The 17,026-nt window shown below is 69.7% G+C and carries 13 protein-coding genes; 7 read left to right on the top strand and 6 right to left on the bottom strand.

Annotation, left to right across the window (positions count from 1 at the left end):
• Nucleotides 1–71: 71 nt before the first annotated feature.
• A complete protein-coding gene (locus P3F85_RS05990) occupies nt 72–1,571 on the bottom strand; it encodes a leucyl aminopeptidase (RefSeq protein WP_374010336.1) in 1,500 nt (499 codons plus the stop codon).
• A 91-nt stretch (nt 1,572–1,662) separates the two neighbouring features.
• On the opposite strand from P3F85_RS05990, the gene P3F85_RS05995 reads away from it, so the two are divergent.
• The 5 genes from P3F85_RS05995 (at nt 1,663) to P3F85_RS06015 (ending at nt 7,606) form a co-directional block, all read left to right on the top strand.
• Entirely contained in the window at nt 1,663–2,592 is a 930-nt protein-coding gene (locus P3F85_RS05995) for a proteasome assembly chaperone family protein (RefSeq protein WP_374010337.1), read from the top strand.
• A 69-nt stretch (nt 2,593–2,661) separates the two neighbouring features.
• Nucleotides 2,662–3,993 carry a nitrate/nitrite transporter gene (locus tag P3F85_RS06000; RefSeq protein ID WP_374010338.1) on the top strand — a complete coding sequence of 444 codons (1,332 nt, stop codon included), beginning with the start codon at nt 2,662–2,664 and terminating at the stop codon, nt 3,991–3,993.
• A 253-nt stretch (nt 3,994–4,246) separates the two neighbouring features.
• Nucleotides 4,247–5,614, top strand: coding sequence for an RNA polymerase sigma factor (locus P3F85_RS06005; protein ID WP_374010339.1), 1,368 nt, complete (start codon nt 4,247–4,249; stop codon nt 5,612–5,614).
• 4 nt (nt 5,615–5,618) lie between these two features.
• Nucleotides 5,619–6,893, top strand: a complete 1,275-nt coding sequence (locus P3F85_RS06010) for a MurT ligase domain-containing protein (RefSeq protein ID WP_374010340.1) — start codon at nt 5,619–5,621, stop codon at nt 6,891–6,893.
• Nucleotides 6,890–7,606, top strand: coding sequence for a type 1 glutamine amidotransferase (locus P3F85_RS06015; RefSeq protein WP_374010341.1), 717 nt, complete (start codon nt 6,890–6,892; stop codon nt 7,604–7,606). Before P3F85_RS06010 ends, P3F85_RS06015 begins: the two co-directional genes overlap by 4 nt.
• A 5-nt stretch (nt 7,607–7,611) precedes the next feature.
• On the opposite strand, the gene P3F85_RS06020 is transcribed toward P3F85_RS06015, so the two are convergent.
• From P3F85_RS06020 to P3F85_RS06030, 3 genes are read right to left on the bottom strand one after another with little or no spacing between them, the layout of a single operon-like run.
• On the bottom strand, nt 7,612–8,688 hold the full coding sequence (locus tag P3F85_RS06020) for an alanine racemase (RefSeq protein ID WP_374010342.1): 1,077 nt from the start codon (nt 8,686–8,688) through the stop codon (nt 7,612–7,614).
• Nucleotides 8,685–9,419 (bottom strand): alanine racemase C-terminal domain-containing protein, encoded by a 735-nt coding sequence (locus P3F85_RS06025; RefSeq protein WP_374010343.1) that lies wholly within the window; start codon nt 9,417–9,419, stop codon nt 8,685–8,687. The genes P3F85_RS06020 and P3F85_RS06025 overlap by 4 nt, the downstream gene beginning before the upstream one ends.
• A 10-nt stretch (nt 9,420–9,429) precedes the next feature.
• Complete coding sequence (locus tag P3F85_RS06030; protein ID WP_374010344.1) at nt 9,430–9,666, bottom strand: hypothetical protein; 237 nt, start codon at nt 9,664–9,666, stop codon at nt 9,430–9,432.
• A gap of 208 nt (nt 9,667–9,874) precedes the next feature.
• Between P3F85_RS06030 and P3F85_RS06035 the strand changes: the two genes are divergently transcribed.
• Nucleotides 9,875–11,974, top strand: coding sequence for a type IIA DNA topoisomerase subunit B (locus P3F85_RS06035; RefSeq protein ID WP_374010345.1), 2,100 nt, complete (start codon nt 9,875–9,877; stop codon nt 11,972–11,974).
• 98 nt (nt 11,975–12,072) lie between these two features.
• Here the strand turns inward: P3F85_RS06035 and P3F85_RS06040 are convergent, their stop codons facing one another.
• On the bottom strand, nt 12,073–14,559 hold the full coding sequence (locus P3F85_RS06040) for a DNA topoisomerase (ATP-hydrolyzing) subunit A (RefSeq protein ID WP_374010346.1): 2,487 nt from the start codon (nt 14,557–14,559) through the stop codon (nt 12,073–12,075).
• A 119-nt stretch (nt 14,560–14,678) separates the two neighbouring features.
• On the opposite strand from P3F85_RS06040, the gene P3F85_RS06045 reads away from it, so the two are divergent.
• Nucleotides 14,679–15,815 (top strand): alkaline phosphatase family protein, encoded by a 1,137-nt coding sequence (locus P3F85_RS06045; RefSeq protein WP_374010881.1) that lies wholly within the window; start codon nt 14,679–14,681, stop codon nt 15,813–15,815.
• Here the strand turns inward: P3F85_RS06045 and P3F85_RS06050 are convergent.
• A complete protein-coding gene (locus tag P3F85_RS06050) occupies nt 15,763–17,025 on the bottom strand; it encodes an acyltransferase family protein (protein WP_374010347.1) in 1,263 nt (420 codons plus the stop codon). The two genes, P3F85_RS06045 and P3F85_RS06050, sit on opposite strands and share 53 nt — an antisense overlap.
• Between the last annotated feature and the right edge of the window lies 1 nt (nt 17,026).

Here is a 17,026-nt window from a genome sequence, read left to right on the forward strand (position 1 = left end):
ACACGAAGCCGCCCAGAGGGATGCTCCGGGAGACGTGTTGATGGGCGGGTTTTTCCGCCCATACGACCCTACTACTTCCCGGAAATGGTCTCGGCCAGGCGGATGAGCGCTCTTACGCTCACGGCGGACGGTCCCTTGCCCGTGAAGCCGTACGGCGCGGCGGGACTCTTCGCAGGACCGGCGATGTCGAGGTGCGCCCACGGGATGCGCGGCGCGTCGTCCTCGTCTCCGGTGCGTCCGACGAACTCCTGGAGGAACACGCCGGCCAGCAGCGCGCCGCCCGCCGTGTTGCCGGGGTTCGCGTTCGCGATGTCCGCGACGTCGGAGTTGATGGTCGCACGGAGCTCGGCGGGGAGCGGCATGGGCCACAGCAGTTCGCCGGTCTGCTCCGCCGCGGCGAGCACATCGGCCACCAGTGCGTCCGAGCCCATGACGGCGGCGTAGCGGGTGCCGAGGGCGACCATGGCGGCGCCGGTCAGGGTGGCGACGTCGACGATCGCATCCGGCTGCTCCTCGCTGGCGGCGACGAGACCGTCGGCGAGCACCAGGCGGCCCTCGGCGTCCGTGTTCAGCACCTCGACCGTGCGGCCGCCGCGGATGCGGAGCACGTCGTTGGGGCGGATGGCGGAGCCCGACGGCATGTTCTCGGCGAGGCACAGCCATGCCGTGACCCGCACGGGCAGTGCGAGGCGCGCCGCGGCAAGCGCGACCGCGAGCACCGTCGCCGCGCCGGTCATGTCGTACTTCATGCCGACCATCCCCGTCGCGGGCTTCAGCGAGAGGCCGCCCGAGTCGAAGGTGATGCCCTTGCCGACCAGCGCGAGGTGACGTTCGGCGCCCTCCGGTGCGTACGTCACCTTGACCAAACGCGGCGGGCGGGTCGAGCCCTGGCCGACGCCCAGGATGCCGCCGAACCCGTCGGCGGCGAGCTTCTCCTCATCCCACACGGTCACCTCGACCGGCAGGCCGGACGCCGCGGCCGTCGCGCGCTCGGCGAAGGTCGCGGGATAGAGGTCGAGCGGAGGCATGTTGACCAGGTCCTTGACGAGGGAGGCGGCCTCGGCGACCGCGCCCGCCCGCGCGACCAGGGATGCGCCCTCGTCGTCACCGACGGTGGCTTCCCCTGCGAGCACCTCGATCGAGCCCACCGGGTCTTTGGCCGACGCGCGGCTCTTCTCGCGGTACTCGGTGAAGGCGTACGCACCCAGCGCCGCGCCCTCCAGTACCGCACCCACCTCCGCGGCGCTCTCCGCAGGGAGGTCGAGGGCGACGGACGCGGTCCCCGCGAGCTGACGCACCGCGCTGCCGGCCGCGTAGCGCAGGCCGTCCTCGCCGCCCTCGGGCAGTCCGATCACGGCGAGCGACGGTCCGTCGCCCTGTCCGGGCAGCCGCAGCAGCTCATCCTTGCCGCCGGAGAACCCGACCCGGCGCAGCTGCAGCGCCAGCTCCTCCCGGTCCGCTCCGGAGAGCACGCTCACGCCGTCGCGGGCGGCTCGTGCGGCGACCACGACGACGTCGGGGGAGTTCGCGGGCGTGGGGGAGTCGGTCACGATCAGCGTGGGAACGGTCATGCATCGACCCTAACGCGGGTGTTCGCTGTGGGCGTTCCGGTCGGCGGCTGTCGGGGGCTTCGTCCGGCGAGGTCCGCTCTAGAGTTGAACTATGCGTGACCCCCGCCAACTGTTCGAGCTGAATCCGGCACTGGAGGTGCCGGAGGGGCTGCCGCTTGTCGCCGGCCTGACCGGCTTCGCCGACGCGGGTTCCGGAGTGAGCCAGCTCGGCACCTATCTGCTCGGCACGCTCGACAGCGAAGTGGTCGCGACCTTCGACGCGGACATCCTGCTCGACTACCGTGCGCGGCGTCCGATCATCTACTTCGACCAGGACCACCTGACCGACTACCAGCCGGCGACGCTCAAGCTGTACCTGGCCTATGACGAGCTCCGCCAGCCGTTCCTCCTGCTTTCCGGCTTCGAGCCCGACTTCCGCTGGGAGGCGTTCACGGAGGCGGTGCTCGGCCTGATCGACCGCTACAAGGTCAAGAGCATCACCTGGGTCCACTCCATCCCGATGCCCGTCCCGCACACCCGCCCGATCGGCGTGACAGTGAGCGGCAACCGGCAGGAGCTCATCGACTCGATGTCGATCTGGAAGCCGCACACGCAGGTGCCGGCGAACGCGCTCCACCTGCTCGAGTTCCGGCTGCAGCAGCTGTCGTATCCCATCGCGGGCTTCATCCTGCTCATCCCGCACTACCTGGCCGACACCGAGTACCCGGCGGCGGCGGTCGCGGCCCTCGACTCGATCTCCGCGGCGACCGGGCTGATCTTCCCGACCGACCGGCTCCGCCAGGAGGATCGCGACTTCATCGCCAACATCGACGAGCAGGTCGCGGGCAACACCGAGCTCGGCCGCCTGGTCGGCACGCTGGAGGAGCGCCACGACTCCTACATGGAGGACACGCAGCTGCGTTCCCCGCTGACCGACAGCGACGGTGAGCTGCCGAGCGCCGACGAGATCGCAGCGGAACTGGAGAATTTCCTGGCCTTCCGCCGTCACGGCGACGAGGAGAACGGGCGCGGCGAGCGCTGAACGCACACCGCGCCGGTCGGCGTGCTCGGTGGGCGCGGTCGACTGCATAGCCGGGCGTAGGATCGTTCAGTGAATTCGCGTCGCTCCTGGGTCGTTTACGGGATCGGCGTCTTCGCCTACCTGATCGCGGTCATGCAGCGCACGACGATCGGCGTCGCCGGTGTCGCGGCCACGGACCGGTTCCACGTCTCCGCAGCAGTCCTCTCGACGCTCGCCGTGGTGCAACTGATCGTCTACGCCGGTATGCAGGTCCCCGTCGGCGTCCTCATCGACCGCATCGGCTCCCGCGTCCTGATGCTCATCGGCACGGCGCTGATGGTCGTCGGACAGGTCGCCGTGGCCTTCGCGCCCACCATCACGATCGCGATCGTCGGCCGCGTGCTCGTCGGAGCCGGGGATGCGACGGTCTTCACCTCCCTGATGCGTCTGGTCAACTCCTGGTTCCGCGGCCGGATCGTCCCGCAGCTCTCGCAGTGGATCGGCAACGTGGGCCAGCTGGGCCAGGTGCTCTCCGCCATCCCGTTCGCCCTCCTCCTCCACCTATCGGGATGGACGGTCGCCTTCCTCTCCGCCGCTGCCCTCTCGGTCGTGGCGCTGATCGGGATCGTCATCGGCATCGCCGACAAGCCCGTCGGGGCGACCGAAGGCCCGCGGCCCGCCAGCTGGCCGGACTCGCTGCGCCAGCTCAGGATCAGCCTAACGCGGCCGGGCACGCAGCTCGGGTTCTGGTCGCACTTCGTGACCCAGTCCTCCGGCACGGTATTCAGTCTGCTGTGGGGCATCCCGTTCCTCGTCTTCGCCTTGGGCATCGAGCCCGCCGAGGCGTCTGCCCTGCTGACCGTCCTGGTCGGAGCCGGGCTCATCTCCGGCCCGATTCTGGGGATCCTGACCGCGCGCTTCCCTCTCCGGCGCAGCAACCTGGTCCTCGGGATCGTCGCCCTCATGGCCGTCGCGTGGTCGCTGGTGCTGCTGTGGCCGGGCACACCTCCGCTGTGGACGGTGATTGTGCTCATCGCGGCGATCGGCATCGGCGGCCCGGGGTCGCTAATCGGCTTCGACTTCGCGCGCACCTTCAACCCGCTGCACAGTCTCGGGTCGGCGAATGGGATCGTGAACGTCGGCGGGTTCCTGGCGAGCTTCGTGATGATGTTCCTGATCGGAGTCTCCCTCGACGTTCAGGCGCACGGCGCGGGCGGCGACGCCGAGCTGTATCAGCTGGACCACTTCCGGTGGGCGTTCGCCATCCAGTACGTCATCATCGGGATCGGCGTCGGCTTTCTCATCCGTGCGCGCCGCAGGACCCGCCGCCGGCTGCAGGAGGAAGAGGGAATAGAAGTGGCCCCTCTCTGGGTTGCACTTGTCGGAGCGTGGAGGAGGCGCCGCGGTCACGAAGCGCTGTAACGGCGCGAGCGGCGGCGACGCGGAACCGGATTCGCGGATCCCATCCGAAATGGGACCGGACGTGGTCGGGGGTGTACCGATAACGTGCAATAATTGACGACTAGACCCTTTCATGTCCTGGGTCGGAGCATTAGATGATGCCCGGCGCCACCACCAGGACTTGACTTGGGTCTTAGTAGTGTCCGCACGCAACCCTGAGCCAGGCTCGGCCGTCAGGATCCCGGCCCCTCTGCCTGGTATGAAAGGTGTTCACATGGCAACCCGTGCAGCAACGAAGACCCGCGAAGCGGAGGTCGAGGTCGACGAGACCACGACCGTCGCGGCGGACGAGACGACCAAGCCCGCAGCCAAGAAGGCGGCGCCCAAGAAGGCGGCGGCCAAGGCAACGGCGACGAAGACCCCGGCGAAGGCCACGGCCAAGACGGCGGCTGCGAAGAAGCAGGCCGCTGCAAACGGCGCGGCGGACGACGAAGACGATGTAGAGGTCGGCGACGACGTCGAGATCGAGGTGGAGGAGGTCGCCGACGAGACCGAGACGGTAGCCGAGACCGCGGACGAGACCGACTCCGACGACACCGATGCCGACGACACCGAGGGCACGACGCCCGCGGCGGTCGCCCCCATCGAGATCCCGCTGCCGACCGACGCCCTGGTGCTCCGTGCGGTGGACGAGGATGACGACATCCCCGTCTACTCCAGCACGATCACCGGCGCCACGGCCGACCCGGTCAAGGACTACCTGAAGCAGATCGGTAAGGTCCCCCTGCTGAACGCGGCCGAAGAGGTCGAGCTCGCCATGCGGATCGAGGCCGGGCTGTTCGCCGAGGACAAGCTCGCCAACACGCCGAACCTCACCAAGGAGCTCGAGCGCGAGCTCAAGTGGGTCGCGCGCGATGGTCAGCGGGCGAAGAGCCACCTGCTCGGCGCCAACCTGCGACTGGTCGTGAGCCTCGCCAAGCGCTACACCGGCCGCGGCATGCAGTTCCTCGACCTGATCCAGGAGGGCAACCTGGGCCTCATCCGTGCCGTCGAGAAGTTCGACTACACGAAGGGCTTCAAGTTCTCCACCTATGCCACGTGGTGGATCCGTCAGGCGATCACCCGCGCCATGGCCGACCAGGCGCGCACGATCCGCATCCCGGTCCACATGGTGGAGGTCATCAACAAGCTCGCCCGTGTGCAGCGCCAGATGCTGCAGGATCTGGGCCGCGAGCCCACCCCCGAGGAGCTGTCGAAGGAACTCGACATGACCCCGGAGAAGGTCGTCGAGGTGCAGAAGTACGGTCGCGAGCCCATCTCGCTCCACACCCCGCTGGGTGAGGACGGGGACAGCGAGTTCGGCGACTTGATCGAGGACACCGAGGCGGTCGTCCCGGCCGACGCGGTCGGCTTCACCATGCTGCAGAAGCAGCTGGAGAGCCTCCTCGACTCCCTCTCCGAGCGTGAGGCGGGCGTGATCCGCATGCGCTTCGGCCTGGGCGACGGGATGCCGAAGACGCTCGACCAGATCGGCGACACCTTCGGTGTGACGCGCGAGCGCATCCGTCAGATCGAATCGAAGACCATGGCGAAGCTGCGTCACCCGTCGCGCTCGCAGTCGCTGCGCGACTACCTCGAGTAAACCGGTGCGCTACCGACTGGCGGTCATCGCCGGCCGCCTCGCCCGCTGGCTGCTTCGCCTGCGGGGAGGCGGCTCTGCGGTCCCCGGCCGTGTCGCGCTGGCGATCGCTCCGAAGTTCCTGGAGCGCGCGGTCAGCCGGCTCCCGCTGGGCGTCGTGTTCGTCTCGGGGTCGAACGGCAAGTCCACGACCACGAACATGCTCACGGCCATCCTGCGCGAGCACGGTCTGGACGTATTCACCAACCCCTCCGGCGGCAACCTGCCCCAGGGCATCGCCTCCGCTCTGCTCGCCGACGTGCCGCTCGACGGCTTCGTCCGTGGCGATGTCGGCGTCATCGAGGTGGATGAGGCCTACGGCGTCGACCTGGCGCGCGTGCTCAAGCCGCGCGGGTCACTGCTGCTCAACGTGCAGATCGACCAGCTGAACCGCTTCTTCGAGCCCACCCGGGTGATCGGGATGCTGCGCTCCATCGCCGAGGGATCGTCCGAGTTCGTCGTGGTGAACGCCGACGACGACAGTCTCGCCCGCGTCGGAGCCGAGTTGACCGCGCAGGGTCGGGACGTGACGACGTTCGCCGTCGCTCCCTCCATCATCGAGGCGTCGCCGAACGGTCTGGCGAACGTCAAAGACCTCTCCGGAGCCGCCGCCGGCACGCTGCCGATCCCGTCGGTGTTCGTCAGCAAGCTGGAGCTGCAGAGCGCGCAGCTGACGATCGGCGGCGAGACCGTCCGCATCGGCCTGCCCGCGCGCGGACTGCACTACGCCGTGGATGCGGCGGGCGCGACCGCGATGGCGCGCCGGCTCCTGGGCGACCGCTTCCAGCCGAACTCCGTCGTGGCCGCCATGGCAGCCCTGCGCACCGTGTACGGCCGGGGCGAGACGCTGAAGGTCGGCGACGAGGACGTCGAGATCATCATGATGAAGAACCCGCCGAGCCTGCAGCTCAACCTCGACTACCTCGCCGAGTCGCCCGAGCAAGTGTTCGTGGCGGTCGACGAGGGCACGCCCGACCCGTCGTGGATCTACGACATCGACCTCTCGAAGCTCACCCACGTGGATGTGGTGTCCGGCACGAAGGCGTGGCAGTTCGCGACCCGCTTCGCCTACGCGGGCATCGACGTCGACCAAGTGCTCCCCGAGCTCAAGCCCGCACTCCAGGCGTTCCTGAAGCTGCCGAAACCGGCGCGCGGGACCAAGACGATGATCGTGAACTACGAGCAGATGATGCTGATCCGCAAGCAGCTGGGCTTCCTCGACCTGGAGGGCGGCGAGCGATGACCGTGCTGCGCATCCTGCACCTGTACCCGGCCGAGCTGGGCATCAACGGCGACGCCGGCAACGTGCTGGCGTTGAGCGTGCGGGCCCGCTGGCACGGTATCGACGTCGAGGTCGCGACGCACGCCGTCGGGGCCGAGTTGCCGGCCGGTGTCGACATCGTGCACATCGGGTCCGGCCCGCTCTCCGGGCAGCGCGCCGTGCACGAGGACGTCCTGCGCATCGCCCCGCGCCTGCGGGAGTGGCAGGGCGCAGGGGTGCCGTTCCTGGCGATCGCGGGAGGCTGGCAGCTGCTCGGCACCGGACTCGAGACGCCCGAGGGCGAGCTGCTCGCGGGCGCGGGCGTCTTCCCGACGCGGGCCGCGCTCGGCGCGAAGCGCCACGTCGGCGAGGTCGTCGTGCGGCTGGCGGACGGCACGACCGTCGCCGGTTTCGAGAACCACTCGGCCCGCACCGTGCTGGATGGCGCCGAGCCGCTCGGACGCATCGTCAGCGGCACCGGCAACGGCGACGGGACGGAGGGCGTCGTGGTCGGAGCGTCGATCGGCACGCACCTGCATGGCCCGCTGCTTCCGATGAACCCGGCGCTGGCCGACCGCCTGCTCAGCACCGCGCTCCGGAGCGAGCTGCCGCCGGTACCGCAGGCGGAGCGCGGTGACCGCTATGCGACCAATGCGCGCAGGGCCATCGCCGACCGTCTCGGCGTCTCGCTCTAACGGCGTCAGTTCACGTAGACCCGTGGCACGCGGGCGGCGACGCCGGTGATCATCTCGTCCGCGATCGTCTCGGCCCAGTCCGCGTACTTCTCGGCGGTCGGCTCGCCGTCCGTGCCGGGTCCGAACAGGATGGCCGTGTCGCCCACCGCCACGCGCAGCGGTCCCGCATCCACGATCATGGTGTCGGCGTCGACGTTGATGACCCTGCACCGGCGGCCGTTCAGCTGGATCGACGTCTTCGCGATCCCGAGCGTCGGAACGCCGTCGGCGTAGCCGATCCCCAGCCGGACGTGCGTGGTGCCGCCGACGTGCACCTCGGTGACCGGCGCCTCCAGACGCATCGCGGGGATGAGGCCGAGCTCGGCCCCGGTCGAGTCGTCGAAGGGGGAGAAACCATACGCAGCGATGCCGAAGCGGACGAAGTCGAAGCGGGCCTCGGGCATCCGGATGCCGGCGGAGCTGGCCGCGAGGTGCAGCACCTCGAACTGCGCGCCGAGCGACTCGGCCTCGGCGACCGCGTCGCGGAACTCGGCGAGGGCGGCCTCGTCGTCGGCGATGGAGGCGTCGGCCAGGTGCGACCACGCGGCCCGGATGCGGACCACACCGCGGCGCTCGAGGTCCAGGGCCGCCCGGACGAGGCCGGGCCACTCCTCACGTGTGGCTCCGTTGCGGCTGAGGCCCGTGTCCACTTTGAGGTGGACGATCGCAGGGCGGTTGGCGCGTGCGGCCTCGATCGCCTCCAGCTGCCAGAGCGCAGAAATGCCCAGCTCGATGTCAGCCTCGATGCCGGCCCGCCAGTCGGTGTCCTGCCCGTGCAGCCAGGCGAGGATCGGAACGTCGACGCCCGCGTGCCGGAGGACCAGTCCCGCGGGGATCTCAAGCACGGCGAGCGACGTCGCACCGGCGGCGAGCCCGGCGTCGGCGACGGGCAGCAGCCCATGCCCGTACGCGTCGGCCTTCACCGCGAGCATCGTCTGGGCAGGGGCGATCAACCGGGTGAGGTGCGCGACATTGTGGCGCACTGCGGCCAGGTCGATGACGGCGCGGGGGAGCGGCTCGGCGACGGCGTCCACGATCGTCATGCGGACGTCCCTCCGTCCGCCATCGCGGATTCGTACGTTCTCTCGATGCGCCGGCCCAGCCGGCTCGTGATCACGGGCGCGGCGATGCCGAGCGCGTTCGCCCAGTCGCTCACCGACGGCTCGCCCCGCGCGGGATCGCCGAACAGCACGACGGTGTCGCCGGGCTCAGCCGTGTCGTCGTGGATGTCGACCACGAACTGGTCCATCGCGATCCGGCCGGTGATGCGGCCCGTCGTCGCGCCGACCTTGACCGGCGCCTTGTTCGAGGCGACACGGAAGATGCCGTCGGCGTAGCCGAGCGCGACCAGCACGAGCGTGCTCGGGCGCGCGGTGCGATAGGTGTAGCCGTAGGACACCCCGCGGTCGGCGGGTACGCGCTTCACGGCGATGACTTCGCCCTCCAGTCGCATCGCGGGAGGGGTCGGCAGCGCGGGGTCGAGGCCGAAAAGCTCCGGTCCGAGCAGGGGCGCCTCGCCGGCAATACCCACGTCAACGGCTGCCGGCAGGCCTTCGTCTGCCAGCGCGGCCGCATCTTCGACCCGGGATACGAGAAAACCGCCGACCCCCGCATCCATCAGCGCACAGGCCACGGGGATGAGTCCGTGTCCGTACGCGTCGGCGCGGAGGTCGGCGGTGCAGTCGGGGAGAGGGTAAGGGGAGGATGCTGCTGTCGAGCGGATGACGTCGAGATCGATGTGGGCGCGTCGGCGCACACCCGTTCTGGTCGTCATGCGGCCAGGTTCAGGCGCGCTGGTCTTCGAACAGGCGTGCCGTCTCGTCGTGCCAGCTGTGGGCGATCTGAGAGAGCTTCTCCTGGTGCTTCTTGCCGTGGTGCGCGCAGAACAGCAGCTCGCCGTTGTTCACGACGACCCGGATGTATGCCTGAGCGCCGCAGCTGTCGCAGCGGTCCGCAGCCGTCAGTTGCGGCCCTGATGCGAGCTCGTCAACGGCCCCGTTCTCCGAGGTAAGTGTCGACATGTGATGCTCCTTCCGTCGCAACCGGTGAACTCGGTACGTCTATAGAACCACGGATACCGGCGAACCAGGCGCGTGTTGGCTGCTATTTCGCTCAACGCGTAGCCTCCCCAGAGCAGGGGTGTCGGTGGCGTAGTGTGCCGCGTCCGCCGCTTACGCTGGAGTCTGAGCATGCGCCCGCTCGGCGCAGTCGACCCAGCAAGGAGCGCCCGTGGCGAGTTCGGACTATTCTGCCAGGCACCTCTCGGTGCTCGAGGGGCTGGAGGCCGTCCGCAAGCGACCCGGGATGTACATCGGCTCCACCGACTCCCGCGGGCTCATGCACTGCCTCTGGGAGATCATCGACAACTCGGTCGACGAAGCCCTCGCCGGTCACGGCACGGCCATCGACGTCATCCTGCACAGCGACGACAGCGTCGAGGTTCGGGACGGCGCGCGCGGCATCCCCGTCGACATCGAGCCGAAGACCGGGCTGAGCGGCGTGGAGGTCGTCTTCACCAAACTCCACGCGGGCGGCAAGTTCGGAAGCGGGTCGTACGCGGCCTCGGGCGGTCTGCACGGCGTCGGTGCCTCGGTGGTCAACGCGCTCTCGGAGCGGCTCGACGTCGAGGTGGACCGCGACGGCAAGACCTGGGCGATGTCCTTCCACCGCGGGGAGCCGGGGATCTTCGACGACAAGAACGGCGTCCCGAGCCCGGACAGCGCCTTCACCCCGTTCGTCAGCGACAGCGAGCTGCGGGTCGTCGGCAAGGTGCGCAAGGGTGTCACCGGCACGCGCATCCGGTACTGGGCCGATCGCCAGATCTTCACGAAGGGTGCCGAGTTCTCCACCACCGACCTCGTCGGGCGTGCGCGGCAGACGGCCTTCCTGGTTCCGGGGCTGACGCTCTCCATCGACGACAAGCGGCCGGTGGCAGAGGGAACGGACTCGGCCGGGCTGACGACGTTCCGGTACGACGGCGGCATCTCGGAGTTCGTCGACTTCCTCGCGCCCGACAGCCCGATCACCGAGACGTGGCGCCTGACCGGTGAGGGACACTTCACCGAGACGGTTCCCGTGCTCTCGGATTCGGGGGCGATGGTGCCGACCGAGCTGAAGCGCGACTGCCAGGTCGACATCGCTCTGCGGTGGGGCACCGGGTACGACACCGTGATGCGCAGCTTCGTGAACATCATCGCGACGCCGAAGGGCGGCAGCCACCAGGCCGGCTTCGATCAGGGGATGCTCAAATTCCTCCGCCAGCAGGTCGAGCTGAATGCGCGCCGGCTCAAGGCGGGCAACGACAAGCTGGAGAAGGACGACGTGATGGCGGGCCTCACGGCGGTCCTCACCGTGCGTCTGCCCGAGCCGCAGTTCGAGGGGCAGACGAAGGAGATCCTGGGAACGCCCGCCGTTCGCGCGATCGTCGCGAATGTCGTGCAGAAGGCGATGGCCGAGCGCTTCAGCTCGTCCAAGCGCGACGACAAAGCGCAGTCGGCCCTGGTGCTCGACAAGGTCGTCGCCGAGATGAAGTCGCGCATCTCCGCGCGGGCGCACAAGGAGACGCAGCGTCGCAAGAACGCCCTGGAGACCTCATCCCTCCCCGCGAAGCTGGTCGACTGCCGCTCCAACGACGTCGCGAACAGCGAGCTGTTCATTGTCGAGGGCGACTCGGCGCTCGGGACGGCCCGGCGTGCGCGCGACAGCGAGTATCAGGCGCTGCTGCCCATCCGGGGCAAGATCCTCAACGTGCAGAAGGCATCCATCTCGGACATGCTGTCGAACGCCGAGTGCGCGGCCATCATCCAGGTCATCGGGGCCGGCTCCGGGCGCAGCTTCGACCTGTCGGTGGCCCGCTACGGCAAGGTGATCATCATGTCGGATGCGGATGTCGACGGCGCCCACATCCGGACGCTGCTGCTCACCCTGTTCTTCCGCTACATGCGGCCGATGATCGAGGAGGGGCGGGTGTTCGCCGCGGTGCCGCCTCTCCACCGGGTCGTCGCCGTGAACCCGGGGTCGAAGCCGAACGAGACGATCTACACGTACTCGGAGGCCGAGCTGCAGGCGGTGCTCGCGGACCTCAAGAAGCGCGGCAAGAAGTACCAGGAGCCGATCCAGCGCTACAAGGGTCTCGGCGAGATGGATGCGGACCAGCTGGCGACCACCACGATGGACCGCGCGCACCGCACGCTCCGCCGGGTGCGGGTCCCCGACGCCGAGGCGGCAAACCGCGTCTTCGAGCTGCTCATGGGCAACGACGTCGCCCCGCGCAAGGAGTTCATCATCGCCGGCGCCGACGACCTGTCCCGCTCCCGCATCGACGCCTGACCGTATTTCCCCACCTCCCCACAATCGCTTCCTCGATTAATCCGCTCGCGCGCGGCGTTTTGTCGGATTAAGTGAGGAAGCGATTGTGGGGAGCCGGGTCAGGCGATGCGGCGGCCGATGGAGGCGATGACGGTGTCGAGGGGGGTGCCGCTGCCGTCGCGGCGCGAGCCGCCCTCGGGGAGGGTGCGAGCGGCGCCGTCGGCGGCGACCGCCAGCGCCGGTGCGGGACCGACCCAGGCCAGCACGAGTTCGCTCTCGCCCTTGAGGAAGCGCTGGGCGCGTACCCCTCCGGTCGCGCGGCCCTTGGTCGGATACTCCGCCCAGTCGCTCACCTTGGCGGTGCCCGGGTCAGCTCCCGGCAGCGTGGCGTCGCTCGCGGCGATGGTGGCCACGACCGCCTCCGCTGCCTCGCCGGCCGCAACCGCACCGAAGTAGACCACGCGCGCGCCTTCGCCGAGGTTGATGCCCGCCATGCCGCCCGCGCCACGCCCCTGGGGCCGGACGGTCGAGGCGGCGAACCGGAGCAGCTGCGCGTCGCTGGACACGAACACCAGCTCGTCGTCATCCGTCACAGTCGTCGCGCCGATGACCTCGTCGCCGGGCTTCAGCGCGATGACCTCGAACTCGGGCTTGTTCGCCCAGTCGCCCGCGGTCACGCGCTTGACGACGCCCTGCTTCGTGCCGAGCGCGATCGTCCGGTCGGAGTCGAGCGACACGAGCGCCAGGATGCGCTCCTTCTTGTCGGCGAGGGCCAGGTAGTCGCCGATCCGGACGCCCGCTCCGAGCTGGATCGAGTTGGCCGGCACACCCGGTAGGTCGACGGGGGAGAACCGAATCAGCCGCCCCCTGTTGGTCACCGCCCCGATCTCGCTGCGGCTCGTCGTGTCGAGCGACGACAGGATCGCGTCGTGCTTGCTCCGCCGCGCCGGTGGCTGGATGCGGTCGAGGCCGCCGTCCGCGTCATCCGTACCGGGCACTGCATCCACGCGCAGGATGCGCCCGGTCGTCGACAGGCACACCCGGGCCGGCACATCCGCGACTTCGAGCTGGACGTTCGCGGCCTTGCTCCGCGATGTCCCGGCGATCGACGGCTTGGCCTCGGTGAGGAGGGTGCGGCGCGGCGTCCCGAAGGTGGCGGCCACGCGCTCGAGCTCGTCCGACACCTGGTCCTCGATGCGCTGGCGCGAGGCCAGCAGCGCTTCGAGCTCCGCGATCTCGGCGAGCAGCTGGTCGCGCTCGGTCTCGAGTTCGATGCGGCTGAACTTGGTCAGCCGCCGCAGCCGGAGTTCCAGGATGTAGTCGGCCTGCAGGGTGCTCAGGTCGAAGACCTGCATCAGCCGGCCGCGAGCCTGCTCGGTGTCGTCGGAGGTGCGGATGACCTGGATGACCTCATCGATATCCAGGATGGCGACCAGCAGGCCCTCGACGAGGTGCAGCCGCTCCGTGCGCCGCGCCAGGCGGTACTGGGACCGCCGGGTGACGACGCTGATGCGGTGGTCGAGGTAGACCTGGAGCAGCTCGCGCAGGCCCAGCGTCTGCGGGCCACCGGCGACGAGCGCCACGTTATTGATCGCGAAGCCCTCCTCCAGCGGGGTGTGCCGGTAGAGCAGCTCGAGGACGGCCTCCGGGCTGAACCCGGTCTTGATGCCGATGACGAGCCGGAGGCCGTGCTGCCGGTCGGAGAGATCGGTGACGTCGGAGATGCCGTTCAGCTTCTTCGCGTTGACGCCGTCCTTGATCTTCTCGATCACCTTCTCCGGCCCGACTCCGTACGGGAGCTCCGTCACGACCAGCCCGCTCTTGCGCGCCGTCACCGACTCGACGGTGACCTTCGCGCGCATCCGGAAGCTGCCGCGCCCGGTGGCGTAGGCGTCGCGCACGCCGCCCAGCCCGGCGATCGTGCCGCCGCCCGGAAGGTCCGGACCGGGAACGTAGGCCATCAGGTCGTCGAGGCTCGCGTCCGGGTTTTCGAGCAAGTGGCGGGCGGCTCCGACGACCTCGATGAGGTTGTGCGGGGCCATGTTCGTCGCCATGCCCACCGCGATGCCGCTCGCGCCGTTGACCAGCAGGTTGGGGAAGGCGGCAGGGAGCACATCCGGCTGCATCAGCTGGTTGTCGTAGTTCGGGACGAAGTCGACGACGTCCTCGTCGAGGTCTTCGGTCATCGCCAGCGCGGCCGCGGCGAGACGCGCCTCGGTGTACCGGGCGGCGGCGGGGCCGTCGTCGAGCGAGCCGAAGTTGCCATGGCCGTCGACGAGGGGGACGCGGAGGGTGAAGTCCTGCGCCATCCGGACGAGCGCATCGTAGATCGCGCTGTCGCCGTGCGGGTGGAGCTTTCCCATGACCTCGCCCGTGACGCGGGCGGACTTCACGTGGCCGCGGTCGGGGCGGAGGCCCATCTCGGTCATCATGTACAGGATGCGGCGCTGGACGGGCTTGAGGCCGTCCCGGGCATCCGGAAGCGCCCGCGAGTAGATCACCGAGTAGGCGTATTCGAGGAACGAGCCCTGCATCTCGGTCGTGACGTCGACGTCTTCGATGCGTTCCGTCGTGGCGGCGGCGGGCGTTTCGTCTGCTGGTGTCATTCGTGCATTCTGTGCAGGGGCTCGGATGGAGCGGGCTCGGATCGGGCGGGCTCGGATCGGGCGTCGGGTGGCTCGGCCGGCCCCGCGATGGCTGTGCCAGACTGGGCCGGATGCCCCCCATGCTACCGGCCGCGTTCACCACCCGAGCGAGCCTCGCCACGGTTCTGCCGAGTTCGCTGGCCGCCTTGACCGGCGAGCAGAACGACCTCGCGCTCCCGCCGCTGGAGCACCTGGTCGTCATCGTCGTGGACGGCCTCGGCGCCGCCGCATTGCGGGCGCGCTCCGGCCACGCCCGCACGCTCGCTCCTCTGCTGGGCAAGGCGACGACGATGGACGCGGGCTTCCCGACGACGACGGCCGCGGCGCTGGCCACCTTGACCACCGGCACGATGCCCGGCGAGCACGGTCTGGTCGGCTACCGGGTGCGCGACGACGCCGGCCGCCTCACCAACCAGCTCTCCGGCTGGGACGCCCGGATGGATCCCGCCACTTGGCAGCGATCGCGCACGGTCTTCGAGCGTGCTGCCGAGGAGGGCGTGCGCGCCCGCGCGATCGGGCTGCCGAAGTTCGCGGGTTCGGGATTCACCGCTGCGGTCCTCCGCGGCGCGGAGTTCATCGGCGTTCAGTCTCTCGGCGCGCGCTTCGACGCGGCCGCCGAGATCGTCGCGGGTGCAGGCCCGGGTCTCACGTACCTCTACGTCGCCGAGCTGGATCAGCTGGCTCATGCTCGGGGATGGGAGTCACCCGAGTGGACCGCAGCGCTGGAGACGGTGGATGCGCTGGTCGCGTCCTTCGCCCGCCGGCTGGGCCCTGGGCGCGGAGCGTTGCTCACGGCGGACCACGGGGTGGTCGACGTACCGGAGAGCGGTCATGTCCTCTACGACACTGCTCCGGAATTACTGGAGGGCGTGGCCGAGGTTGCGGGGGAGCCTCGGGCGCTGCACCTGTATCTCGGCTCCGATGCTCAGGAGGGCGTGCTGGCGACGGCGGTCGCCGAGCGCTGGCGCGACTCCGAGGGCGATCGCTCGTGGGTGGCCACGCGTGCGGAGGCGATCGAGGCGGGCTGGTTCGGCCCGACCGTGGATCCGGCGGTCGCACCCCGGATCGGGGATGTGCTGGTCGCGGCGCGCAAGCGCATCGCGTACTACGACGGCCGCGATCCGCAGCGCACGGGCCGCAACATGATCGGCCAGCACGGGTCGCTCACGCCGGAGGAGACGCGGGTTCCCCTGCTGCGGTTCGGAGCGGCCGGCTGATCTCGGCTGCGCCCGGCGCCGGCGCCGGTGGCGCGGTGCCATCGGCCGCTGCGTCCGCCGCATCCGGGGCCGGGGTACTACGGCGGAACCGCTGGACCCAGAACGCGAGCCCGCGTCCCGGTCCCCACCCCTTCAACGACATGGCGGGCCTCTCGATGAACCGCCAGCTCAGCCAGGAGAGGCCGAGCACGATGGCGGCGGCCACCAGGATCATCGGGGCGACTCCGAGCCTGTACAGGCCCGCGTATGCGAGCGTTTGCTGCACTGGGAAGGCGAACAGGTACACGCCGTAGGAGATGTCGTTGGTCTGCCCGACGCGGCGCAGCCGGCCGGGGATGGCGGAACCCAGCCAGAGGATGAAGTAGACACCGGCGGGCACTCCGATGACCGCGTAGCCGCCGAGGAGCAGCGTCCCGATCAGAACGACGCCGGCCGTCAGCCCCCACCCGGCCGTGAGCGGGATGACCCGTGAGTAGACCGCGAAGACGGCTCCGACCGCGAACGGGGCGGCGAGCGTCAGGAACAGCGAATTGGTCATGCCGCCCAGCGCTCCGGGGGTGATGAGGTCGATGATCTGAGCGGCGAGGATCGCCCCGGCGACGACCAGGATGACTGACCGGGCGCGCCGCAGCACGCCGACGACGAGAAGGATCGCGACCATGATGTAGCAGGCCCACTCGTACTCCAACGTCCACGTCGACCCGTTCAGCACGCTCGCGCCGGTCTCGCGGCCATACGGAGTGGAGAACTGGAACACGTCCCGCACGCCGAAGGAGTGGACCGCCAGCGTCCAGTTGCTCGCGATGTAATGCCACGGGCTCGCCCCCGACCGCCCGAAGTAGGCGATGGGCGGGTGGCCGTCCAACGTCCAGATCACCGGCCCGAGGACGAGCGACGTGAGCAGGAGGACCAGCAGGAAGGCCGGGAAGATGCGCAGAACCCGGCGCCACAGGAACTGGACGACGTCGGCGGACATCCCGCTCTTGGTGATCAGGTAGCCGCTGATGGCGAAGAACCCGGCCACCGACAGCCCACCGAGCGTCGTCTGCCCGCGGGTGATCGTCCCTCCCGGGTCATGGCCGAAGCCGCCGAGAGGCCACGTGTGCGACACGAGAACTGCCAGTGCCAGGACGAGCCGGATCAGCCCGAGGGCGTTGTCGTGCCCGCGCAGGCCGGCACTGATCGTCCGCCCAGTGTCGGTGGGAAGCATC

Source organism: Leifsonia sp. T36S-04 (genome assembly GCF_042465655.1).
Lineage (GTDB): Bacteria > Actinomycetota > Actinomycetes > Actinomycetales > Microbacteriaceae > Leifsonia.